The following is a 21,398-nucleotide window of genomic DNA, read 5'->3' as shown; positions in this document are numbered from 1 at the left end:
GGGCTATGAATGGGACTTTAGTCAATGGATATAGCGGTATAAAAACACACCAATTTGGGCTAGATTCTATTGCAAATAATATCGCCAATGTCAATACCATTGGTTACAGAGAGAATATTCCACAATTTGAAAGCCTTTTTGCTAGTAATATGGATTCTCTTAATGCAGATTCTCCTATTAATAATGATATGAACTATGGTGCAACAAAATCAAGCAATGCCATTTCTACTCGTAGTGGTAGCTATAAAGCAAGTGATGGTGAATTTAATGTTGCTTATGAAGGTAAGGGTTGGTTTATCGTAGGTGAGCAAAAAAGTGGTTCATTTGAAATCAAAGATGATGGCTATGAGAAAAAACAAAAAAATTATTTTACACGTGATGGCTCATTTTTGCGTGATGGTGAAGGGTATATTGTTAATACAAGTGGATATTATATGTATGGAGTGGATTTAGGTAAAATAGAAAATGATATTTTCACTTCAAGTCAAAGTGAGGAAAAAGATACAGAAGCCTTATCTTCAGGTATGCTTAAACCCTTGCAAGTCCCACAGAATCTTTACTATCGCCCAGTGCTTACCACAAAAGTTGATATTGGAACAAATCTCAATAAAAATGAAAATACCTCGTCAGCAACTGCATTTTTTAAAACCAAAGATGGCAATTTTGATGAAGAACGTTTTATGAATACAGACATCAATGCTTTTGCTACTGATGATATGCCACTTAATGCCCCAAGCTACAATGAAGTGCGTATCACACTTGATAAAGATGGACGCAAAGAAGTGCTGACTTTTAAATATGGACAAGGTGGCGAAGAAGCTTTAGAGTTCCACACTTTGAGAGAGTTACAGAATTTACTCCGTGATAAAGTGGGTTTAGACCTTGTGGTGAGCAAAGGTGCTGATGATAAAGTAGGTGAAAAAGTAAGCCTAGAGTTGCGTAACAATTCCTACAAAAAGCTTAACATTGAGCTTGGTGGAAGTTTGTTTGAAAAATTAGGCTTTAAAGGCAAAAACGACCATTTTAGTAGTGGTGTGGGTGTAAATTTTAACACAAATAAGGCTTATGAGCCAAATACGATTGTGCAATACAAAGGTGTAGTTTTTATCCGAACAGGAGAGCTTGGCAAAAGTGATGACCCCTTTGTAGATAAAGAAAATTGGCGCATTCTTGATACAAGCGCACTGAATGCGTGGAGCGACAATGCCACTTATTTAGAGGGTGATGTTGTATCTTATGAGGGCAAAATCTACCGCCGCATAGAACAAGCCGGAAACAATCCTATTAATGAGGGCAAATGGGAAGAGCTAGGTGATATAGAAACTTCTCTTCCACCAGCTTATACTCAAGGCACAACTTATGCAGTTGATGATATTGTAAGTTATGATGGCAAACTTTATCGCAAATTGCTCGATAGTGGCTCAAGCGACCCTAAAATTGATAAAATAGGTTGGCAAGAAATTCGCGGAGATAGTTTTCATAGTGAATTTATCCAAATACCAAGCTACCAAACCAATGTCGAAATCTATGATGAAAGTGGTAAAAAATTCCTTATACAAAGTCGCTACTTTATGACTGCTTCTGATAATCCTTATGCTTCACCACCCACAGGAGAGAAATGGGAGGTGCATTCTGCTATTTTTGACCAACACGGCGAAGTAATGATAAGCCCGGAATATGTTGTGCATAATATAGAGTTTGATAGCAATGGCAAACCTCAAGCACAACCTGTGGAGCTAGCATTTGGTGAAAAAAGCGTAACATACAATATTGCAGGAACAGATGATGTGCCAAGTTCAAACTTTGTTTATCGAGATTCTGGCATTATGAGTAAATCACAAGATGGACGCGCCGAAGGACATTTGCGCGATGTGCGTATTGATAAAGATGGAATTATTTTTTTAGCTTTTGATAATGGGGCGTATGAACCTATGGGACGTATAGGCATTGCTTCCTTTGTAAATGACCAAGGGCTTAGAAAAGTAGGTGGAAATCTTTTTGAAATGACAGAAATGGTTGTGAATGGCAACGCAAATACGATTAGCGGACGCCCGATTCTAGGCTGGGAAGGCTTGAATCTTAAGTATGGCTCTGTGCTTTACAAACACCTTGAAACAAGCAATGTTGATGTAGGAAATGCTCTCACTGAACTTATTGTAATGCAAAGAGGCTACTCAATGAATGCCAAAGCTTTCACCACAGGAGATGACCTCCTCAAAGAAGCAATTAATCTCAAACGTTAGAAAGTTGCTTCTTTAATCTCAATATTGAAGTTGAGATTACTTAGATTCTTAAAAACTTTTTACGATATGAAATATCCTCAAAACAAGCAAGTCTTGCAAAAAAAGAATTTTTTAACTCAAAAAATAATTTATAAACTTACATTTGATGAAAGCACTAAATAATTAGATGTGAGAAACTGCTCACGCTCTTCATTATATGTATCAATATAAAAAAATGTGCCATTGGGTAAGATTCTATAAATCTTATAATCATAGGTTTTAAAAAAATACCAAAAATCTTGAAAATAAGTGCGCGTGTCAATATTACACCCACCAAATTCAAAAGTAACCATATCAATGGCTTTCTTTTCAAAAAACTCCTTTCCCCCATTAAGCACATCAAGCTCGTGTCCTTCAACATCAATTTTCAAAAGATGAATATGCCTAATATCTTGCTGTGCGCAATATGTATCAAGTCGCATAATCTCTACCTCTTCACTCTTATCCATATTAATACGATGATGCTCCAATCTCCGCTTACTCAAAGATGCAAGACCAGAGGCATATTCATTATAATATAATGTCGCTAGCATCTGCTTATCACTTAGCCCACAATTATTAAGAATAATACGAATATGTGGTGCATTAAGAGATTTTGTAGTAGCACATAACTTTTGGAAAGTAAATTGTGATGGCTCAAAACAATGTATGCTTATGGGAGTTATCGTGGAGTTAAGATTCTTAAGATTCTGCTGGGGGGGGGGTGAGTTGTATTTTATCCAAAATAGATACACAAGATGTAAGATATTTGCCTACATTTGCACCTACATCAAATACACATAAATTATCTTTACTGCTAAAATATGGCAATGTTTTAAGCAATTTGATAACCATATCTTCACCACTAGATTCTATTAAACCGCCAGAACCAACACCGAGTGAAAACAAAAGCTTTCTGATGATTTTTTCTTTTACTTTGGGGGGTAAGTATGTCAGCATAATGCCTCCTTTATTAATTTTGCCTTAACACTAAAATAGTTATTATACATTTAATTTCAACATTTTAAACTAAAATTACATCTGTTGTTTTACTCACGCCATTGCTTGTGAATCTGTGATTGACGCACTCCCTCATACAAAGCTGCTCCCACACTTGTAGCAAGATTAATACTTCTCACACCCTCTTTCATCGGTAGCTTATACACTTGCTTTTGATTAACTTGTAAAATATCTTGATTTAATCCCGCATCTTCTCTGCCAAAGTATAAAAATCCACCTTGAGAAAAATCTGCTTCATAATAAATTTGCTGTGCCTTTGTGCTAAAGAAAAAATGTCGCTCATTTGGCGTATAAGTAGCCCAAAAAGAGGCTAGATTCTCCCACTCATATACCTGCAAATACTGCCAATAATCAAGTCCTGCGCGTTTAAGCTCCTTTTGTGTTGTGCTAAATCCAAGCGGGTGTATTAAGTGTAAAATAGAATCTGTAGCTACACACAACCGCCCGATATTACCTGTATTTTGTGGAATCTGTGGTTCAACAAGCACAATATGAAAAACTGCCATTTCTTCTTTTACTCCTTTTTTTAAAAGTCTTTACACTAAAGATTCACATTCGCATAAACTTAGTATTTTATCGCAAATCTAGCCCTTACTCTGCCTATATAAGTTATATTTAGTCAAACTTATTATAGAATCTGTGCTTTAGATTCTAGCAAAGGAGCACTTATGCCTTATCTTTTACTTACAGGTGGCAGTGGCTATATCGGCTCACACACTGCTTATGCTTTTTTGAAAAATACAGACTATCATATTGTCATCGTTGATGATTTAAGCACAGGATTCAAAGAAAATATCACCTATTTGCAGGAATGTTTTAAAGACAGAGTAACCTTTATACAAAGCAATATTAATGACATTGCAAAAATGTGCCAACTCTTTAAACAATACCACTTTGAAGCAGTGATTCATTTTGCGGCTTCGCTTATTGTGGGAGAATCTGTCCTAAAGCCGCTTGAATACTACACAAATAATACCCTTAACACTACGCAACTCATTTCATTATGTATAGAATCTGGCATACAAAAGTTTATCTTTAGCTCCACTGCAGCAGTGTATGGAGAACCTGATATATCACTTATCCCTATTGATGAAAATGCCCCGCTTTTGCCTATTAATCCCTATGGGGCGTCCAAAATGATGAGTGAGCGAGTTTTGCGTGATACTTCACTTGCCATCTCAAACTTTAAATATGTAGCATTGCGATATTTTAATGTTGCAGGGGCAAATATGGATAACTCACCTGCTATTTTATCGGCACACAAAGGCTTAGGACAAAGAAGCAAAAATGCCACGCACCTCATCAAAGTTGCCTGTGAATGTGCGTGCGGCAAAAGAGAATCTATGAGCATATTTGGCACAGATTATCCTACAAAAGATGGCACTTGTATTCGCGATTATATCCATATTGATGATTTAGCAAACGCTCACCTTGAATCTTTGCGCTATCTCCAAAACACAAATACATCAAATATCTTTAATGTCGGCTACTCTCAAGGATATAGTGTAAAAGAAGTTATTGAGATTGTCAAAAGCTTAAGCGGGGTGGATTTTAAAGTTATAGAATCCGCTCGTAGAGAGGGCGATGCTATCGCACTTAGCGCAAAAAATGACAAGATTCTCTCTTTGACACAATGGATACCAAAATACAATGATTTAAGAGTGATTGTTAAAAGTGCTTACGAGTGGGAGTGTTCATTGAAATAGGGAGGGAAACGATGAACTTTATAAAGAAATTATTTAAAAGAAAAAGTTCTGATAATATTTTGAATAAGGCGTATGAAATTATTATTACTCCTACAAAGATAAAATCTTTTGAATGGACACAGCAAAAACTTCAAAAGAAAGGCTATAAAGATGATGAAATTTATAAGATTATATTAAATACTGCCACAAACCCATATAATCAACGAATGGGCGATAAACCTCAAAAATCAAAAGAGAATTTGCCCATATCAAGAGAAGTAGCAGAGCGTGAGAATCTCGATTATTTTATTTGGTATGATAAAGAATATAATGAAAATGATAAAGGACAATTCCGCTATGAATTTGAGTTGTGGAATTTTGGTTATGAAGATGCTTTTAATTTATGTGGGACTATATGGACAATATTTGGTTATGATGTGGTTTTATTAGACTTTATAGATTTAGTAGAAACACAGCTTTGGCATTTTAGCATTAATGATATGTCTTGTTTATGGTATTTTAATGACTTTCCTGCGTATCATTATATTATTCCACTCAATGAAACACAAGAAAATCTGAATAAACTTGAGGATTATATGAAAATTCTTGTTAATGAACTCAATAGAATCGTTATTGAAAAAATCATAGACCCTTATTGACAACAAAAGAGTTGCATAAATGAAAAAAGTTAAAGATAAGAATATCCCTTTTATATTAGAAACTGATTTACTCTATAGCTCTATTGTAGGTTGTCCTAATCCTCCTATAAGTGGAGGACCTTGCACACAAGTAGCACTTATACTACCTCACTCTCGTGGATTAAAAAAACATAATGAAGATTATCCTATAATGCAAGATTTAGTTTTGTAAAGAGAATGAATTATGCAAGAAAAATTCAAATGGGATAAGTTTGTTTTAGATTGTTTGATATGTTTTGGTTTAATGGTGGTGTCTAGTATTGTATTTTTTTATCCAATAGGTTGGATTTTGAATATTGTAGATAAATCAGCTTCTTTTACAGCAACAGCGATAATTATTATTTTATTTGTATTATTTTGCTATTGTATTATGTATTTTTTATTGGGATATAAACCTAATAGATTGAGTTGTGTATTTTCTTTTATATTATTAATTTTATTTTCAATTTGTATTGATATAGCATTAAAATTCTATTTTATTAAATAAAGGAATTTCAATGCCATACTTCATAACAATCTATATCCACCCAATGAAAGCTAATATCCCTCACGCTTTTTCCAAAAAGCTTTTTAGCCTTACTCTTAACATTAGGAGAGCAATCAAGTTTTGTATAGCTTGATGGGGATACTATCCCCACTTTTCTTGTATTTATCACCGCTAAATAATGACTTTGACCTCAAGCAATCATAACAACTTTTTGTGTAAAGTCATATACGCTCCTTTTATAGAATCTCTTGGCAACGCACCCCTTTAAGAGAGTGCAAACAAATCGCTAAACTCATTAAATGGTGTAGATTCTAAAGTTTTTTGGTCGCTACAAAGTTTTTCAATCAACGCACATTTTTTAGGGCTAAGCTTCAAGGCAATATTGCGTTTAAACTTCGCTACAAGCACAGGGATTCCCTCATCGCGTCTTCTCTTATGCCCGATAGGATACTCAACCTCTATTTTTTCACTCTTGCTTCCATCTTTGTAGAAAATCTGCACTGCATTAGCAATAGAACGTTTATCGGATTCTAAATATTCGCGTGTATAGCGGTCATCAACTTCTACTACCATTTTATCACGCAATGCGTCAATTCTTGGGTCGCTCGCTACGCTGTCTTCATAGTCTTCGGCTGTAAGTCGCCCAAATACAAGTGGAACAGCCACCATATATTGAATGCAATGGTCTCTGTCCGCTGGATTATCAAGCTTGCCTACTTTATTGATGATTCTGTGTCCAGATTCTTGAGTGGTAATCACAATTTTTTCAATAGAATCTAGCTTGTCTTTGACTTCATTATGCAGCTTAAGCGCACATTCTACTGCAGTTTGTGCGTGGAATTCCGCAGGGAAGCTGATTTTAAACAGCACATTTTCCATTACATAGCTACCAAATTCTTGTGGGATAGTGAGCTTTTGCCCTTTCATTTTTACATCTTCAAATCCCCAGAAGCTCGCACTTAACGCGCTTGGATAGCCCATTTCTCCACTTAATGCTTTAAGGGCAAGATTCACACCTCTACTGCTTGCATCGCCTGCCGCCCAACTTTTACGAGAGCCTGTATTTGGAGCGTGGCGATAAGTCCTTAAAGCTCCACCATCGATGAAAGCGTGGCTTACAGCATTACGCACTTCTTCAAAATTACCACCTAGCATTACACAAGCCACTGCAGTAGAGGCAATTCTCACAAGTAACACGTGGTCTAAGCCCACTTTGTTAAAACTATTATCAAGGGCTATAACACCTTGAATCTCGTGTGCTTTAATCATCGCTGTTAGCACATCTCGCACTTTCAAAGGCTCTTTACCCTTGCTTATATTTTTGCGGCTTAGATAGTCAGCCACCGCCCAAATCGCACCCAAATTATCACTTGGGTGTCCCCATTCAGCGGCAAGCCAAGTGTCGTTAAAGTCAAGCCACCTTACCATAGCTCCAACATTAAATGCTGCTCTCTCTGGCTCAAGTTGATAGCTCGTGCCTGGAATCTTTGCTCCTAGCGGACGAAATTCTGCACCCTCCACCACAGGTCCCAAAAGCTTCGTGCAAGCAGGAAAATTCAGTGCTAAAAGTCCGCAACCAATCGTATCCATAAGGCAATATCGTGCAGTTTCATAAGCAAGAGGTGATTTAATATCAAACTCAAGCGCGTATTTTGCTATCTTTGTTAGCAACTCATCAAATTCTGGTCTTTTTGTCTCTAAAATACCCATATCGTGGCTCATTATGTCTCCTTTAAATTAAAATTATTGATATGCCTAGCGATTTTGCATTGGCACAAATGCCTTGTTTTCTGGTCCTATATACTCCGAGCTAGGGCGGATAAGTTTATTATTTGCCCTTTGCTCAAAAATATGTGCTAACCACCCTGAAGTGCGTGAAAAGATAAAAATCGGTGTGAAGTAAGGCGTTGGGATTCCCATAAAATGATAAGCAGACGCGCTATAAAAATCAAGATTTGGGAAAAGCTTTTTTTGATCCCACATCACTTTTTCTATCGCCTCACTAATAGGGTAAAGCCCCTTTGTATCGCCCACATCTTCGCTTAGCTTCTTGCTCCATTCTTTTATTACCACATTACGTGGGTCAGCCTTGACATATACACGATGTCCAAAGCCCATAATTTTATCTTTTCTTGCAAGTTTCTCTAAAATACCCTTTTCTGCTTCTTGTGGCGTTTTATACTCTGCGATAAGCTCCATTGCTGCTTCATTTGCACCTCCGTGCAAAGGACCTCTAAGTGCGCCAATCGCTCCTGTGATTCCTGAATACACATCTGACATAGTCGCTGTAATCACACGCGCGGTAAATGTGCTTGCATTAAATTCGTGTTCAGCATATAAGATAAGGCTTACATTCATTGCCTTTATCCATAAATCTTTGGGTGGCTTTTGATGAAGCATTTCAAGAAAATATCCAGCAATGCAATCTTGCTTAGAATCTGTGCTAATCTCCTTACCACTTGTATGATAATGATGCCAATAAGTCAAGACAGAAGGGAAAATACCCAAAAGTCTTGTCGCAATTTTTTGCTGCATTGGAAAAGACATTTTCACAATATCATACTCTTCAGGCTCGAGGCAGCCAAGCATAGAACACGCTGTGCGCACAATATCCATTGGGTGCGCATTTTTTGGTAAAAGCTTAAGCGTTTCCTTAAGAGATTGAGGCAAAGCCCTAGCCGCAATGAGCTCCTTTTTAAAAGATTCTAACTCGGCTTTGTTTGGGAGCTTTTCTCTTAAAAGTAAATAAGCCACTTCCTCAAACTCACACTCACGCGCTAAATCATAAATATCATATCCTCTATAATTGAGCCCGTGTCCTGTGCCAACGGTGCAAATAGCAGACTGCCCAGCACTTACTCCTGCAAGTCCTCCTACCTTTGTATTTTTAATAGCTTCTCCCATAACTTCTCCTTTTATTTGGATTTATTTTGACTAAAAAGTTTATCAAGCTTTTGCTCATACTCGTGATAACCCAAAGTCTCGTATAAATCTGCTCGTGTTTGCATAGATTCAATACTATTTTTTTGTGAGCCATTTTGGATAATATCCTCAAACACGCCCAGTGCTGCCTTACACATTGCCCTAGCTGCTGAAAGCGGATAAAGCACCATAGAAATTCCAACACTTCCTAGCTCATCACGCGTAAAATAAGGCGTTTTGCCAAACTCTGTGATGTTTGCCAAAACCGGCACTTTGATATGACTTGTGAATTGTTTATATTCTTCAAGTGTGTGGATTGCTTCAGCAAATATCATATCTGCACCAGATTCTACATACAAAGCTGCTCTATCAAGTGCTGCTTGTTGCCCTTCGCTTGCGTGTGCATCTGTGCGCGCCATTACGACAAAGCTAGAATCTAGCCTCGCATCTACTGCTGCTTTTACTCTATCACTCATTTCTTGTGGGCTTACAAGCTCTTTATTTGGACGATGTCCGCATCTTTTTTGTGCGACTTGGTCTTCTATATGACAACCTGCTGCACCACTTCGTGTGAGCTCCCTTATTGTCCTAGCAATATTAAATGCTCCACCCCAGCCTGTATCTGCATCAACAAGCAATGGTAAATCACTTGCCGCTGTGATTCTTCTCACATCTACACATACATCTTCAAGTGAGCTAATACCTAAATCAGGCACTCCTAAGCTCATCGCTGCCAATGCGCCACCACTTAAATACAATGCCTTTGCACCACATTTTTGTGCTTGAATTGCACTATATGCGTTAATAACGCCTAGAATCTGCAAAGGCTTATATTGTTCTACTGCTTCTCTTAGTTTTGTTCCTTGTGTTTTCATTCTTCTCCTTTATATGATTTGAATAATGTTAAAAAATCTCATTGCCTCCTTTTATGGTGATTTAAGGGCGAATTTTATTACTTGCGCGCCAAATTTTCATCTCTTCTGCTTTTGCAATAAGAGATTCTCGAAAATCTGGGTGTGCCAAAGAAATAATCGCTTCACACTTCTCCCAAGTGCTTAATCCTTTGAGATTAACCTTGCCATATTCTGTTACAAGATAATGCACATTTGCCCTTGTGGCAGTAATAATACTTCCCTCGTGTAAAGTAGGCAAGATTCTGCTCTTTAATGTGCCATCTTTTGCCTTCATAGTTGAAGAGCAACAAATGAAACTCTTACCATTTTTTGCTAAATATGCTCCAAGCACAAAATCAAGTTGCCCACCTGCACCGCTAATATGCCTCGTGCCTGAAGATTCTGAATTAACCTGCCCAAAAAGATCTACATCCACAGCATTATTAATAGAGATAAAATTATCAAGTGCAGCAATTGTGCGAATATCATTTGTATAATCCACTGGCGCACTCATACATTCGGGGTTATTGTGCAAAAAATCATAGAGCTTTTTACTTCCCATAGCAAAAGAATAGGTTTGTCGCCCTTTATTGATACTCTTTTTTCTGCCGCTAATCTTACCTGCTTCACTCATTTCCACAAATGCATCGACATAAACTTCTGTATGCACACCCAAATCTTTCAAATCAGACTGGGCAATGAAAGTGCCAACGGTATTAGGCATACCACCAATGCCAAGCTGTATGCACGCACCATCACTAATCTCATCTACTATAAGCTTTGCCACTGCCTTATCTACTTCCGAAGCCTCTGCTGAAGCAACTTCGACTAAAGGTTGATTATCCCCTTGAACAACCATATCCACTTGAGAAATATGCACATCTGTGCCAAATCCACCCAAACAACGAGGCATATTTTCATTAACTTCCACAATCACAATATCTGCTACTTCCACGCAAGCTGCTAAATGAGAAGCACTTGGACCAAAATTAAAGTAGCCGTGCTTATCCATAGGTGCAACTTGCAACATTGCCACATTTGGCTTAGCTTTTGTTTCTTTATAATATCGAGGTAATTCAGAATAACGCATAGGCATATAGAATCCTAAGCCTTGGTCAATTATCTTCCGCCCTATACCACTTGCGTGCCAAGTGTGCCAAGAAGCGTGCTTACCTTGCGTATCGACTTTAAATACTTCAGGGATTTGCACCAAAATACCCCCACGAAGCTTTATATCATTTAATTCTTGTATGCGCTTACTTAGGGCTATATCAAGTGCCACAGGTGCAGTAACAGCCCAACCATAATCTACCCAATCACCAGATTTAATCACCTTGACCGCATTGTCCGCACTTATCAATTTTTGCTTATAAAGTTGATATATATCCATTTATAACCCTTTCGTGTAAATTTTCTCAAACCCTAGCAATGCTTAAGCATTAAAACACACTGCTTATTTTAAGAATGAAATATTCTACATTGAATATCATTTTTTGTTTTGCACAAGTTTTGATATTTTGTTTCAATTTTTACACATAAATACATATTTATGCACAAAAAATATACATTCTTAAGTATTTTATTTCTGAAATTCATTAACATAAGTTTTACAGGGAATCTAAAAGTCAAAAATATTTTAGGCAAGGAAGCATTATGGCACTTAGTATTCTTGATAGATTATTAATTATTTATGAACGCTCAAATCTAAGTGTATCGAGGTTTGCGCAGATTATTGGCAAGGATAGACGCACACTTACCTCGTGGATTGATAAAAGTGTAATGAAAGAACCCTCACAAGATGTGCTTGAGCGCATTACACAATCTTTTCGTTATTCAGAACGTATTTGGGATAAAGAATGCGATGATGAAGAGTTTTTTACTCTACTTACACAGATTCCAAAAAGTGAAATAAGAATCATTGACAAAGGCTATGAAGGAGGATTAGAGTATATTTTAAGTAAAGAATCCAAACGGAGATTTGTTATTCATCCTCGTTTTCCTTCACCTGCGTATCGTGATAAAATTGTTACTTTTCCCTACAAATTTGGACATTCTCCACACGCAACACATTTGCGTAAAATGCGCTACGAATTAATGCTTGAACACGGATTTGAAAGCATAGAATGGTATAGCATAGAATCTTTATTGCGTTTTGCTTTCTCGCCTATAGGAAATATTTACAGCATTAAAGAGCGACTAGCCGTGCTTGACCTTATGATTGAGAGTTTTGAAGATAATTATAATAAAAGCCTCTATCTTTTTGATTCATATAGCACAAAAGTTTTTGGTGTAGATACAACTTATCTTTCTCTTATTCCGCAAGAAGAACTTATGTTTTTTAAACTTCCTATAGATTCAATGATTGTAGAAATTACAAACAAAACTCTAGTGCATAGAATCCACAAGCATTTCACTTCACCCTCACACGCACCAAAACATATCCCTAAAGATTACGCACCACAGATTCTAAAAATGTGTGCAAAATGCCTTGCCTCACAAAATGATATTTCTCACTTTTGCACACATATAGCACAAGATACACCATATGCTTCACTTTTTATGAGTAGTATTGCTACAGATTTACATCATTTGTTTCAAATATAATTTTTACTTAAAGCAATATCATACACTAAACTTTGATTTAAGCCATTGATCTAATCGTGCAATATAACTCCAAAAGAGTGGAATAAAAAATATCGCAATGAATGTAGCTGCCATCATACCACCAATAACACCTGTGCCAATAGCGTGCCTACTTGCACTTCCTGCTCCTGTGCTTAAAGCTAAGGGTAAAACACCTATGCTAAAGGCAAGAGAGGTCATAATAATTGGTCGGAATCTAAGTTTCGCTGCACCTATGGCAGATTCCATAATGCTTTTTCCCTCTTTTTCGTGTAAATGTTGAGCAAACTCCACAATCAAAATAGCATTTTTTGCCGATAGTGCAATAAGCATCACTAATCCTACTTGAAAATATATATCATTGCTTAGCCCACGCAATGCTGTTGCTGCAGTTGCACCAAAAACTGCAAAGGGCACAGCACTTAATACAGAAAGTGGCATAAGCCATCGCTCATATTGCGCACAAAGTATCAAAAATACAAAGATAAGCCCAAATATAAATGCAATCTTGCCTGTGCCACTTGCATTTTTTTCTTGATAACTTGTGCCTGAATAAGCAATAGTATAACCTTCAGGCAAGATTTCTTGAGCTAGTTCTTCGATAACTTTGAGGGCTACACCACTTGAATAACCTTTACTTTCATCAGGATTACCGATAATTTTTGCACTTGTGAAGAGATTAAACCTATCGACAATATCTGCACCTATAACGCGTTCAAAATGCACAAGCGCACTAATAGGGATTAAATCGCCATTGCCAGATTTAACAAAAATCCGACTTAAATCTTCTGGAGATTCTCTAAACTCACTTTGAGCCTGAATATTTACCTGATAGGTTTTGCCATAGAGATTAAAATCATTAACATAATACTGCCCAAGTGTGCTTTGTAAGGTCGTAAAAACATCATCAATATTGACATTCATAGCCTTTGCACGCTCTCTATCAAGACTTAAATGATATTGTGGGATATTTGCACTAAAAAGACTTCTTACACCTGTGAGCTCTTCTCTTTTATTTGCTTCTGCTGCAAAAAGATTTGCATATTTTTCTAATTCCTTAACACCTCTACCACCCCTATCTTGGATATAAAATTCAAAACCCCCAACTGTGGATAACCCCATAATTGCTGGTGGTGTTGTTGTTAAAACAAAAGCATCAAGATTTGCATTGAAAATACCCATCATTTTTTGCGCTATTTCAAATGCACTCTCCTTACGCTCATTCCAATTTTTGAGCGTAGTAAAAATTACCGCACCAGAAGAGCGTGCCGCACTTGCAAGCATATCAAATCCTGCGATAAGAAAATTCAACTCCACACCCTCTTCTTTTTCTAAAAACGCTAAAGCCTTTTTACCTTCCTCTATTGTGCGAGACAAAGAAGCTGCTGGTGGTAGCTGAATAAAGCTTATCACCACTCCCTTGTCTTCACTAGGCACAAGTCCTGTAGGCAATTTGACAAGCAATCCCCAAGTTACTACTAAAATACCCACAAAACACGCCAAAAGGGCTAAACTTCTCTTCAAAGCCTTGCCAATTTGTTCGCCAAATTTATGAGTAAGCCAATCAAAGAAATCATTGAATCTTTTAACAAGATAAAATGGCTTAGGTTCTTTTGCCTTAAGAATTGACACACAGAGCGCAGGAGTAAGAGTAAGCGCAACAAAACCAGAAATCACCACAGAAATGACAATGGTAATAGCAAACTGCTGATAAATTGCTCCACTAAATCCACCAATAAATGCCACAGGAATAAACACCGAACAAAGCACAAGCACGATAGCTACTACTGGTCCTTGAATCTCACCCATAGCTTTAAACGTGGCTTCTTTAACAGAATATTTTTCACCATTTTCTTTTGTTTGGGTATGCAAGATTCTCTCTACATTTTCTATCACAATAATCGCATCATCAACAACAATCCCAATAGCCAAAATAAGCCCAAAAAGCGTAAGGAGATTAATTGAGAACCCAAGTATATACATACCTGCAAATGTGCCGATAATCGACACAGGAATAGCAATTACAGGGATAATTGTAGCGCGAAGATTCTGTAAGAAAAAATACATAATAATCACAACAAGCACAATCGCTTCAATAAAAGTTTTCTTCACTTCCCCAATCGAGATTCTCACAAATTTTGTATTGTCATTTGCAATTCTGTATTGAATCCCACTAGGAAAATTTTTAGATAATTCCTTGATTTTTGCCTCCACCCTATCGGCAACATCGAGTGCATTAGCACCCGGTTGCAAAGCAATACCAAAAGCTTGAGCATTTTTCCCATCAAATAATGGACTGACACTATAATCTTTTGCGCCAAGCTCAATGTGTGCGACATCTCTAAGTCTTAAAGCCGAACCATCAGCATTTGAGCGCACAATAATATTACCAAATTCTTCTGCACTCACAAATCGTCCCTGTGTCGTTACAGAATAAGTAAAGGCTATCTCACTTCGCACAGGCTCTTTACCAAAGGAACCTATCGCAAATTGTGCATTTTGCTCCGAAATAACCTTTGCTACTTCAGAGGGCGTAAGATTATTTTGTGAAAGTTTATCAATATCAAGCCAGATTCTCATTGAATAATCTCGTGAGCCAAATACATTAATATCACCCACACCCGGAACGCGTTTAAGCTCATTGACAATATTTAAGATAGCATAATTTGCCACATAAGTAATATCGTGTGCGGGATTATCCGAATATATTGCATACACTTGCAAAAGAGTAGAAGAACGTTTTCTTACATTTACTCCTACTCTTTGAACTTCCATAGGTAGCTGTCTTAGCGCACTCTGAACACGATTATTGACATTGACTAATGCCATATCTGCATTTGCATCATTTGCAAAAAATACGCTCAAATTTAATGAACCACTTGAAGTTGAAGAAGATTTCATATAAAGCATTCCCTCAACACCATTAATACTATCTTCTAAAATACTTGCTACTGTATCTGCCACGACTTCAGCACTAGCTCCACTATAAGTTGTCTGCACCATAATTTCATTTGGCACAACTTGTGGATACTCCTCCACAGGCAAAATAAAAATACAAATACAACCAACGAGCGTAATGATGATTGAAATAACCATTGCAAAAATAGGACGATTAATACAGAATCTTGACATATAACTCTCCTTAATTTTGCTCTTGCTTTTATTTTGATTGTATTTGCGTGTTTTGTTTAGAATCTGCCTTTTGTGCTTCTTCTTTAGAGTTGGGAGTAATAGGGCTAAGTGGCAGCCCCTCTCTAACTTTTGAGAGTTGATTAAGCACGAGTTCATCGCCATTTGATAATCCACTCACGATAAGCACTTGATTATTGCGCAGATTCTGTCCGAGTGTTACACGCACAATTTTTGCCTTGCCATCTTTAACAATATATACATAGCTTCCTTGTGAATCTTGCAAAAGCGCACTTTGCGGTATAGCGATTGCATTTTGAGCTTCAAAACCCTTTAATCGCACACGCACAAACTCATTGGGTAAAAGCTTATATTCCTCATTATCCACAATGGAACGCGCCTTGATAGTGGCAGTTTGAGGGTCAAGCACACTATCAACAAAATCAAGTTTGCCAAGCTTCTCATACGCCTTTCCATTGCCTAAAATATACTCCACTTGAATACGACTATTTTCTAAATCACGCATAAAATAATAATCCGTATTTGGGATAGAAAATTCTGCATAAATAGGGCTTAGTTGCGTAATAGTTGTAAGCACTTCTTGTCCATTTGCACCCACAAGATTCCCTACATCATAACTTCGCATACCAATTCTACCGCTAATAGTCGCCACTACATCAGTATAACCCAAATCAATTTGGACATCATCAAGCACAGCTTGAGTACTTGCGACATTTGCTTGAGCAGAGAGAAAATTTGAACGCGAAGTATCATATTGGTCAATTGTATAAACACCTTGCTTATAGAGTTTTTCTACACGTTGCCAATCACGATTTGCTTTAATAAAATTTGCTTCTGCTGATTGTCGTTGCGCTTTAGCTTGTTTAACTTTTGCAACATAACGAGCAGGGTCAATCTTAAAAAGGAGTTGTCCCTCTTGAACAATATCACCTTCTTTAAAATTTTTTGAAAGCAACACACCTTGCACTCGTGCATATACGCCTACACTCTGAATACTTTTTAAGCGCGCGGCATATTCAAAACTTAAGCTTACATTTTGATGCGCAATTTTTAAAGTTTCTACCTTAAGACTTGATTTTTCTTTGCCCTGTGTTTCAGAATCTGAACAAGCTACAAAGCTTAACATAAGGCTAAAAACTACGCTTCCAAAAATGACATTTTTACAAAAATGCATTAAAATTCCTTTCTTTTGTAAATATTGGATAGTTGTATCGTTTTTTTTTTGCAATATGCAATAATAAACCTTGTTTGTGAAATTAAAATGAAATATAAAAGTAAAATCTCCTATCAGCATTTTAAACAAACCTAATATGAGGAGATTCAAAAATATATGTAATAATTTACACTCTAAATATTTTAAGAATATTCCTTAATATTCTTGTCATTAAAAATTACGCAAAATCTTTTAAAAGCAATTCTTGTGTATTCATTACACCTACACCCTTATCTAACACTGCTTGTGCAATATCTTGTGCCTCTTTGAGAGAGTGCATCTTAGCAGTGCCACATTGATAAATATTAAGCTCGGGAATCGCTTTCTCATCACGGATTCTTAACACATCGCGCATACTCGCTTCCCACGCCTCTTTTACATCATATTCATTTGGCGCACCTATCACACTCATATAGAATCCTGTGCGACAACCCATTGGCGAAATATCAATAATCTCCACACGCGTATTATTTAAATGCTCTCGCATAAAGCCTGCAATCAAGTGTTCCATTGTATGAATACCTTTCTCGCTTAGAATCTCACAATTTGGGCGAGAAAAACGCAAATCAAACACACTAATCACATCACCTTTTGGTGTTTGCATAGTCTTTGCAAGACGCACTGCAGGGGCTGGCATTTTTGTATGATCAACCTTAAAGCTATCAAGTAATGGCATAAAAACTCCTTAATATAATTTTTGTGAATCTTTGCTTTTTAAACTATTCACTTTTTCGCATAGCATTATACAAGTTTAAACCTAGTTTTTGTCAAATGTAAATACAAAACATACTCTAAGTTTCTACACTTCACTCCATAAATGGCACGAGAATCAAAGCATATCGCAGCATTTTACCAAGTGCAATACCTACAATACTAAGCATTTGATTGTAACGAACAATACCAAGTGCTAAAGCAAAAATATCGCCCACAAATGGAGCAAAAACAAAAAATGCATAGATAAAACCAAATCGCTTGATTTTTGGTGCAAGGGCATTGATTTTATTTTTTGTTTTTCTTAAAAATCGCTCTATAAACGCGTATCCACCATAATAGGCAAGATAATAAGTGCTTAGGCTTCCTAAGATATTTCCTGCACTCGCAACAATCCACACAGCCAAAGGCTCAAACCCAAAGCCTACAAATCCTATCACAAAAGCCTCAGAACCAAGTGGATAAAGTGTGCTTGCTATAAAGCAAATCACAAAAAGTCCGAGTAACCCATATTCATAATATTCAAGCATTGCTATATTTTATGTATATCCCTAGATTCCCATAAGCCCTACACATTTACACAATGGCTCTCCAAAGTTTGAAGGCTTTATATCAAACTTCTATGAATAAATCCACAAAACCTTACACAATAAAATCTGCATAGAATTTTACAAGTTTTCAAGGGCTTAAGCACTATGCTCTTTATACTCCTCACTCTGCTCTTGTAGATTGCTTTTTTCTTTCCACACATCGACAAGTTTTTCAAATTCCCTAAAAAGAGTATCAGTTGTTTCTTCCATTGTTTTAAATGATTCAATGACTTTTGGATGACACATATTCTCATTACAAGAAAGCGCATCGTTTAGACCATTTTTGGCAGATTCTACAATACTTTTATGAGCATTAACAATCTTTTCTAATGTCTTTGTCCCAGCATAATGCACATTGCCACGTTTCTGTAGCCAATTATCAAAAACCGATTCAACCTTGTCTGTAAGATTTTCATTGTGTGCTTCTTTGAGGACATCATCATACACATCATTCTTAAAAATAAGATAATCTGTCTTTATAATATCACCATTTAAGCGCACATTGACAGCAGTCATATAGTCTTTTATTTCAGAAGAAGAAGTATTAATTTCTTTAAAAACTGATTCGAAACTATCCATTATAGTGCCAAAATTATTCATCTGTTCAAGCATTTTTGAGAGTTTTCATAAATTTCGCTCGTAGCCTGTTGGAAGAGATTAATTTGTGTCCAAATATCTTTTGTAGAATGCTGTGTTTTTTCAGCAAGCTTCCTTACCTCATCTGCAACAACAGCAAATCCTCTTCCGTGTTCTCCAGCTCTTGCTGCTTCAATAGCTGCATTTAATGCTAAAAGATTTGTTTGGTCAGCAATATCATTAATCATATTGATAATTGAATTAATCTCTCCAGAACGTTCGCTCAATCCACTCACCGACTCATTATTAACCGCAACAATCTCTCGTGCTTGCTCAAGTATATGCATAGAATCGAGAATCTTGGCACAATTCTCTTGAGAATAGGTTGCCATTAATGACACTTTTTGCAAAACATCATTGAGCGTTACTAAAATTTTATGAAAATCATTTTGTATAATTTTTTGTTGTTGAGGATTCTTGTTGATATTTTTTAGGGCAAAATTAAGCTCCCTCTTTGCACTCATTTTTGCCACCTCTTTAATAGCATTTACATTATTATTAACATATGTGCCCACTACTTGTAAATTTGGCAATATCCCATCGGTCAAAAATGGTCTAAACTCCCTAGTTTCCGAAGATTTACGAATCACAATATTATTTTCTCGAATGAAAGTTTCCAAATTGTTGAGCAATTCATTCAAACCTCGCGCAATATAACAAACTTCAGTATTACCAATATTTGTTATTCTTGGCTCAAAATTACCCTTTAGCACTTCATCGATTAAATATCTAACTTTCTTCACTGCTTGCTTGTCTTGCTTCATTTTTGCTGTGAGATAAAGAATATATCCAATTAAAAGAATACATAAAACGCCTAAAATCGCAATAATCATTTCCCACCTCCTTTATTGCTCTACTTGTGTATGCAAAATGAAATTCTCATAGCTTTCGCCTAATTCTTGAAAATATTTGTGAAAAAATGCCAAACCAGATTCTATACCGCCATTTTTTTCCGCTTCTCTAATTTTAGCATAAAGTTCAGTGGCAATTTTTACTCCTTTAGCATTTGGTTTTCTTCGCACAGAATAGTATCCGATAATATTATCATTCATATCAAAAGATGGTGTAACATTGGCAAACACCCAATAATAACTCCCATCTTTAGAGAGGTTTTTAACATAAACATTGACTTCTTCTTTGCTTTGGATTTTTTTCCACAAATATGCAAAAATACTTCGTGGCATATCAGTGTGCCGCACAATATTATGAGGTTTGCCCAAAAGCTCTTGCTCGGTGAAACCAGAAATATCAATAAATGCTTGATTACAATAAGTTATTTTGCCTTTTGGGTCAGTTTTTGATACTAAAAAACCGCTAACAATTTTCTCCTCACTCATTGAAAACTCCTCCTTTTTAAAACCTCTCTTTCAAATTAATAATTAATATTTAAAGATATTTAATATTAATTGAAAAAAGCTAAACCTTTATTAAATATTCAACAAATATTGAATAAATCAGCTTGAATGCTCTATAATTTTATACTCAAACAATCTCAAATAGTAAGTTTTAGCCTACCAACGCCACATCAAGACTTTGTAACATTATGAAGCAATGCGTGAGATTTATTACTTACTTTTATCAATAAAGTTTTGGATATTTTGTGCAGTAAGTGCAATTAACCTCTCTCTTGCTTTATCATACGCCCACGCAACGTGAGGAGTGAGAAGCAATTTATGTGCAATGGATTTATCCAAAAATGGGTGATTTGCTTTCATAGGCTCATTTTCTAATACATCTGCCCCAAAATATAAATCCTTAGTTTTTAAAATTTCAGCAATATCTTCTTCATTAACAATCCCACCACGCCCTACATTAATAAGTAATGCTCCATCTTTCATAAGCCCCAAATTCGTGCGATTTAAAAGATTTTTTGTTTGTGGATTAAGTGGCGCGTGAATAGAGACAATATCACTACTTGAAAGCAGAGATTCTAAATCCTTACGCGTATAACCACTTTGTGTATTTTTCCCACTTGTTGAATAATAGCTTACCTCTGCACCAAAACTTTGAGCAAGTCCTGCTACCCTCTGTCCTATACTCCCAAAACCAATAATGCCCCATTGTAGATTCTTAATTTCTCTCAATCCACCATTAATATGCACAAAAATCTTGCTTTTACACCAATCACCACTTTTACAATATTCATCATAATAACTAAGTCTTGATAAAAGGTGTAATACAATACTTAATGTATGCTGTGCGACAGAATCTGTAGAATATCCTGCGACATTTTTTACCTCAATGCCTCTTTTTGCCGCATAATCCAAATCAACATTATTCATACCTGTAGCGGTAATACAAATAAGTTTTACATTAGGTAATTGTGCCAAAATAGCCTCATCAAGCACAACCTTATTTGTAAGAATAATCTCCGCATCAGCACAACGAGACACTACCTCACTTGGCGCACTAAATCCATAACTCACTACATTGCCCAACGCATTAATTGCACTTAAATCACACTCACCCAAAGTATCCGCATCAAGGATAACTATATCCATCTTGAATCC

General features: G+C 36.4%; 20 protein-coding genes and 1 pseudogene. 6 read left to right on the top strand and 15 right to left on the bottom strand.

Translation table 11 applies throughout. The features are described 5' to 3' along the window. The first annotated feature begins 5 nt into the window (after positions 1-5). Complete coding sequence (locus LS65_RS07005) at positions 6-2,243, top strand: flagellar hook-basal body complex protein (protein WP_034360489.1); 2,238 nt, start codon at positions 6-8, stop codon at positions 2,241-2,243. 128 nt (positions 2,244-2,371) lie between these two features. On the opposite strand, the gene LS65_RS07000 is transcribed toward LS65_RS07005, so the two are convergent. The 3 genes from LS65_RS07000 to LS65_RS06990 all read right to left on the bottom strand — a co-directional run bounded on the left by LS65_RS07000 (position 2,372) and on the right by LS65_RS06990 (position 3,787). Beyond that, on the bottom strand, positions 2,372-3,016 hold the full coding sequence (locus tag LS65_RS07000) for an FkbM family methyltransferase (RefSeq protein WP_236096672.1): 645 nt from the start codon (positions 3,014-3,016) through the stop codon (positions 2,372-2,374). Next, positions 2,964-3,221, bottom strand: a complete 258-nt coding sequence (locus LS65_RS06995; protein WP_052060961.1) for a hypothetical protein — start codon at positions 3,219-3,221, stop codon at positions 2,964-2,966. Before LS65_RS06995 ends, LS65_RS07000 begins: the two co-directional genes overlap by 53 nt. A gap of 89 nt (positions 3,222-3,310) precedes the next feature. Continuing rightward, positions 3,311-3,787: a tRNA (cytidine(34)-2'-O)-methyltransferase gene (locus LS65_RS06990; protein ID WP_034360492.1), complete on the bottom strand. Its 477-nt coding sequence runs from the start codon at positions 3,785-3,787 to the stop codon at positions 3,311-3,313. 162 nt (positions 3,788-3,949) lie between these two features. Here LS65_RS06990 and galE point away from each other — a divergent pair, with 162 nt between their 5' ends. The 4 genes from galE to LS65_RS10385 all read left to right on the top strand — a co-directional run bounded on the left by galE (position 3,950) and on the right by LS65_RS10385 (position 6,284). Next, positions 3,950-4,987, top strand: coding sequence for a UDP-glucose 4-epimerase GalE (galE, locus tag LS65_RS06985; protein ID WP_034360494.1), 1,038 nt, complete (start codon positions 3,950-3,952; stop codon positions 4,985-4,987). Between the two features lie 11 nt (positions 4,988-4,998). Next, on the top strand, positions 4,999-5,625 hold the full coding sequence (locus LS65_RS10210; protein WP_236096671.1) for a hypothetical protein: 627 nt from the start codon (positions 4,999-5,001) through the stop codon (positions 5,623-5,625). A 19-nt stretch (positions 5,626-5,644) separates the two neighbouring features. Next, positions 5,645-5,836 carry a hypothetical protein gene (locus LS65_RS09940; protein WP_138129808.1) on the top strand — a complete coding sequence of 64 codons (192 nt, stop codon included), beginning with the start codon at positions 5,645-5,647 and terminating at the stop codon, positions 5,834-5,836. A gap of 325 nt (positions 5,837-6,161) precedes the next feature. Then, positions 6,162-6,284 (top strand): hypothetical protein, encoded by a 123-nt coding sequence (locus LS65_RS10385; protein WP_268903708.1) that lies wholly within the window; start codon positions 6,162-6,164, stop codon positions 6,282-6,284. A 131-nt stretch (positions 6,285-6,415) separates the two neighbouring features. Here LS65_RS10385 and prpD read toward each other — a convergent pair whose 3' ends face one another. From prpD to LS65_RS06955, 4 genes are all read right to left on the bottom strand, one after another. Then, positions 6,416-7,873 (bottom strand): 2-methylcitrate dehydratase, encoded by a 1,458-nt coding sequence (gene prpD / locus LS65_RS06970; RefSeq protein WP_034362455.1) that lies wholly within the window; start codon positions 7,871-7,873, stop codon positions 6,416-6,418. 33 nt (positions 7,874-7,906) lie between these two features. Continuing rightward, the gene (prpC, locus tag LS65_RS06965; protein ID WP_034362457.1) at positions 7,907-9,055 is read right to left on the bottom strand and encodes a bifunctional 2-methylcitrate synthase/citrate synthase; all 1,149 of its coding nucleotides are present in this window, start codon (positions 9,053-9,055) and stop codon (positions 7,907-7,909) included. An 11-nt stretch (positions 9,056-9,066) separates the two neighbouring features. Next, positions 9,067-9,948: a methylisocitrate lyase gene (gene prpB / locus LS65_RS06960; RefSeq protein WP_034362459.1), complete on the bottom strand. Its 882-nt coding sequence runs from the start codon at positions 9,946-9,948 to the stop codon at positions 9,067-9,069. 61 nt (positions 9,949-10,009) lie between these two features. Further along, entirely contained in the window at positions 10,010-11,356 is a 1,347-nt protein-coding gene (locus tag LS65_RS06955; RefSeq protein ID WP_034362462.1) for a butyryl-CoA:acetate CoA-transferase, read from the bottom strand. Between the two features lie 263 nt (positions 11,357-11,619). Between LS65_RS06955 and LS65_RS06950 the strand changes: the two genes are divergently transcribed. Then, the gene (locus LS65_RS06950) at positions 11,620-12,570 is read left to right on the top strand and encodes a hypothetical protein (protein ID WP_034362465.1); all 951 of its coding nucleotides are present in this window, start codon (positions 11,620-11,622) and stop codon (positions 12,568-12,570) included. Positions 12,571-12,588: 18 nt separating this feature from the next. On the opposite strand, the gene LS65_RS06945 is transcribed toward LS65_RS06950, so the two are convergent. From LS65_RS06945 to LS65_RS06910, 8 genes and pseudogenes are all read right to left on the bottom strand, one after another. Continuing rightward, on the bottom strand, positions 12,589-15,720 hold the full coding sequence (locus tag LS65_RS06945; protein ID WP_034362466.1) for an efflux RND transporter permease subunit: 3,132 nt from the start codon (positions 15,718-15,720) through the stop codon (positions 12,589-12,591). A gap of 28 nt (positions 15,721-15,748) precedes the next feature. Beyond that, the gene (locus tag LS65_RS06940) at positions 15,749-16,912 is read right to left on the bottom strand and encodes an efflux RND transporter periplasmic adaptor subunit (protein ID WP_052061110.1); all 1,164 of its coding nucleotides are present in this window, start codon (positions 16,910-16,912) and stop codon (positions 15,749-15,751) included. 217 nt (positions 16,913-17,129) lie between these two features. Continuing rightward, the gene (gene luxS, locus LS65_RS06935) at positions 17,130-17,627 is read right to left on the bottom strand and encodes an S-ribosylhomocysteine lyase (protein ID WP_034362467.1); all 498 of its coding nucleotides are present in this window, start codon (positions 17,625-17,627) and stop codon (positions 17,130-17,132) included. 130 nt (positions 17,628-17,757) lie between these two features. After that, positions 17,758-18,192 carry a YqaA family protein gene (locus LS65_RS06930; RefSeq protein ID WP_034362469.1) on the bottom strand — a complete coding sequence of 145 codons (435 nt, stop codon included), beginning with the start codon at positions 18,190-18,192 and terminating at the stop codon, positions 17,758-17,760. A 156-nt stretch (positions 18,193-18,348) separates the two neighbouring features. Continuing rightward, entirely contained in the window at positions 18,349-18,831 is a 483-nt protein-coding gene (locus LS65_RS06925) for a hypothetical protein (RefSeq protein ID WP_084707938.1), read from the bottom strand. Positions 18,832-18,931: 100 nt separating this feature from the next. Continuing rightward, a pseudogene (locus tag LS65_RS10470) lies at positions 18,932-19,094 on the bottom strand (methyl-accepting chemotaxis protein); the annotation flags it as partial. A 639-nt stretch (positions 19,095-19,733) separates the two neighbouring features. Continuing rightward, the gene (locus LS65_RS06915; RefSeq protein WP_034361119.1) at positions 19,734-20,225 is read right to left on the bottom strand and encodes a PAS domain-containing protein; all 492 of its coding nucleotides are present in this window, start codon (positions 20,223-20,225) and stop codon (positions 19,734-19,736) included. Between the two features lie 228 nt (positions 20,226-20,453). Then, entirely contained in the window at positions 20,454-21,389 is a 936-nt protein-coding gene (locus tag LS65_RS06910) for a D-2-hydroxyacid dehydrogenase (protein WP_034361117.1), read from the bottom strand. Between the last annotated feature and the right edge of the window lie 9 nt (positions 21,390-21,398).

The organism is Helicobacter japonicus, from assembly GCF_000762845.2.
Lineage (GTDB): Bacteria > Campylobacterota > Campylobacteria > Campylobacterales > Helicobacteraceae > Helicobacter_C > Helicobacter_C japonicus.
The sequence above is the reverse complement of the archived record's forward strand: the minus strand, read 5'-3'. Positions and strand labels throughout refer to the sequence as shown.

Excerpts from the sequence above, each read along its gene's own strand:
- LS65_RS07005 (WP_034360489.1), top strand. The coding sequence starts at position 6 with ATGAATGGGACTTTAGTCAATGGATATAGCGGTATAAAAACACACCAA.
- LS65_RS06995 (WP_052060961.1), bottom strand. The coding sequence starts at position 3,221 with ATGCTGACATACTTACCCCCCAAAGTAAAAGAAAAAATCATCAGAAAG.
- LS65_RS06990 (WP_034360492.1), bottom strand. The coding sequence starts at position 3,787 with ATGGCAGTTTTTCATATTGTGCTTGTTGAACCACAGATTCCACAAAAT.
- galE (WP_034360494.1), top strand. The coding sequence starts at position 3,950 with ATGCCTTATCTTTTACTTACAGGTGGCAGTGGCTATATCGGCTCACAC.
- LS65_RS10210 (WP_236096671.1), top strand. The coding sequence starts at position 4,999 with ATGAACTTTATAAAGAAATTATTTAAAAGAAAAAGTTCTGATAATATT.
- LS65_RS09940 (WP_138129808.1), top strand. The coding sequence starts at position 5,645 with ATGAAAAAAGTTAAAGATAAGAATATCCCTTTTATATTAGAAACTGAT.
- LS65_RS10385 (WP_268903708.1), top strand. The coding sequence starts at position 6,162 with ATGCCATACTTCATAACAATCTATATCCACCCAATGAAAGCTAATATC.
- prpD (WP_034362455.1), bottom strand. The coding sequence starts at position 7,873 with ATGAGCCACGATATGGGTATTTTAGAGACAAAAAGACCAGAATTTGAT.
- prpC (WP_034362457.1), bottom strand. The coding sequence starts at position 9,055 with ATGGGAGAAGCTATTAAAAATACAAAGGTAGGAGGACTTGCAGGAGTA.
- prpB (WP_034362459.1), bottom strand. The coding sequence starts at position 9,948 with ATGAAAACACAAGGAACAAAACTAAGAGAAGCAGTAGAACAATATAAG.
- LS65_RS06955 (WP_034362462.1), bottom strand. The coding sequence starts at position 11,356 with ATGGATATATATCAACTTTATAAGCAAAAATTGATAAGTGCGGACAAT.
- LS65_RS06950 (WP_034362465.1), top strand. The coding sequence starts at position 11,620 with ATGGCACTTAGTATTCTTGATAGATTATTAATTATTTATGAACGCTCA.
- LS65_RS06945 (WP_034362466.1), bottom strand. The coding sequence starts at position 15,720 with ATGTCAAGATTCTGTATTAATCGTCCTATTTTTGCAATGGTTATTTCA.
- LS65_RS06940 (WP_052061110.1), bottom strand. The coding sequence starts at position 16,912 with ATGCATTTTTGTAAAAATGTCATTTTTGGAAGCGTAGTTTTTAGCCTT.
- luxS (WP_034362467.1), bottom strand. The coding sequence starts at position 17,627 with ATGCCATTACTTGATAGCTTTAAGGTTGATCATACAAAAATGCCAGCC.
- LS65_RS06930 (WP_034362469.1), bottom strand. The coding sequence starts at position 18,192 with ATGCTTGAATATTATGAATATGGGTTACTCGGACTTTTTGTGATTTGC.
- LS65_RS06925 (WP_084707938.1), bottom strand. The coding sequence starts at position 18,831 with ATGGATAGTTTCGAATCAGTTTTTAAAGAAATTAATACTTCTTCTTCT.
- LS65_RS06915 (WP_034361119.1), bottom strand. The coding sequence starts at position 20,225 with ATGAGTGAGGAGAAAATTGTTAGCGGTTTTTTAGTATCAAAAACTGAC.
- LS65_RS06910 (WP_034361117.1), bottom strand. The coding sequence starts at position 21,389 with ATGGATATAGTTATCCTTGATGCGGATACTTTGGGTGAGTGTGATTTA.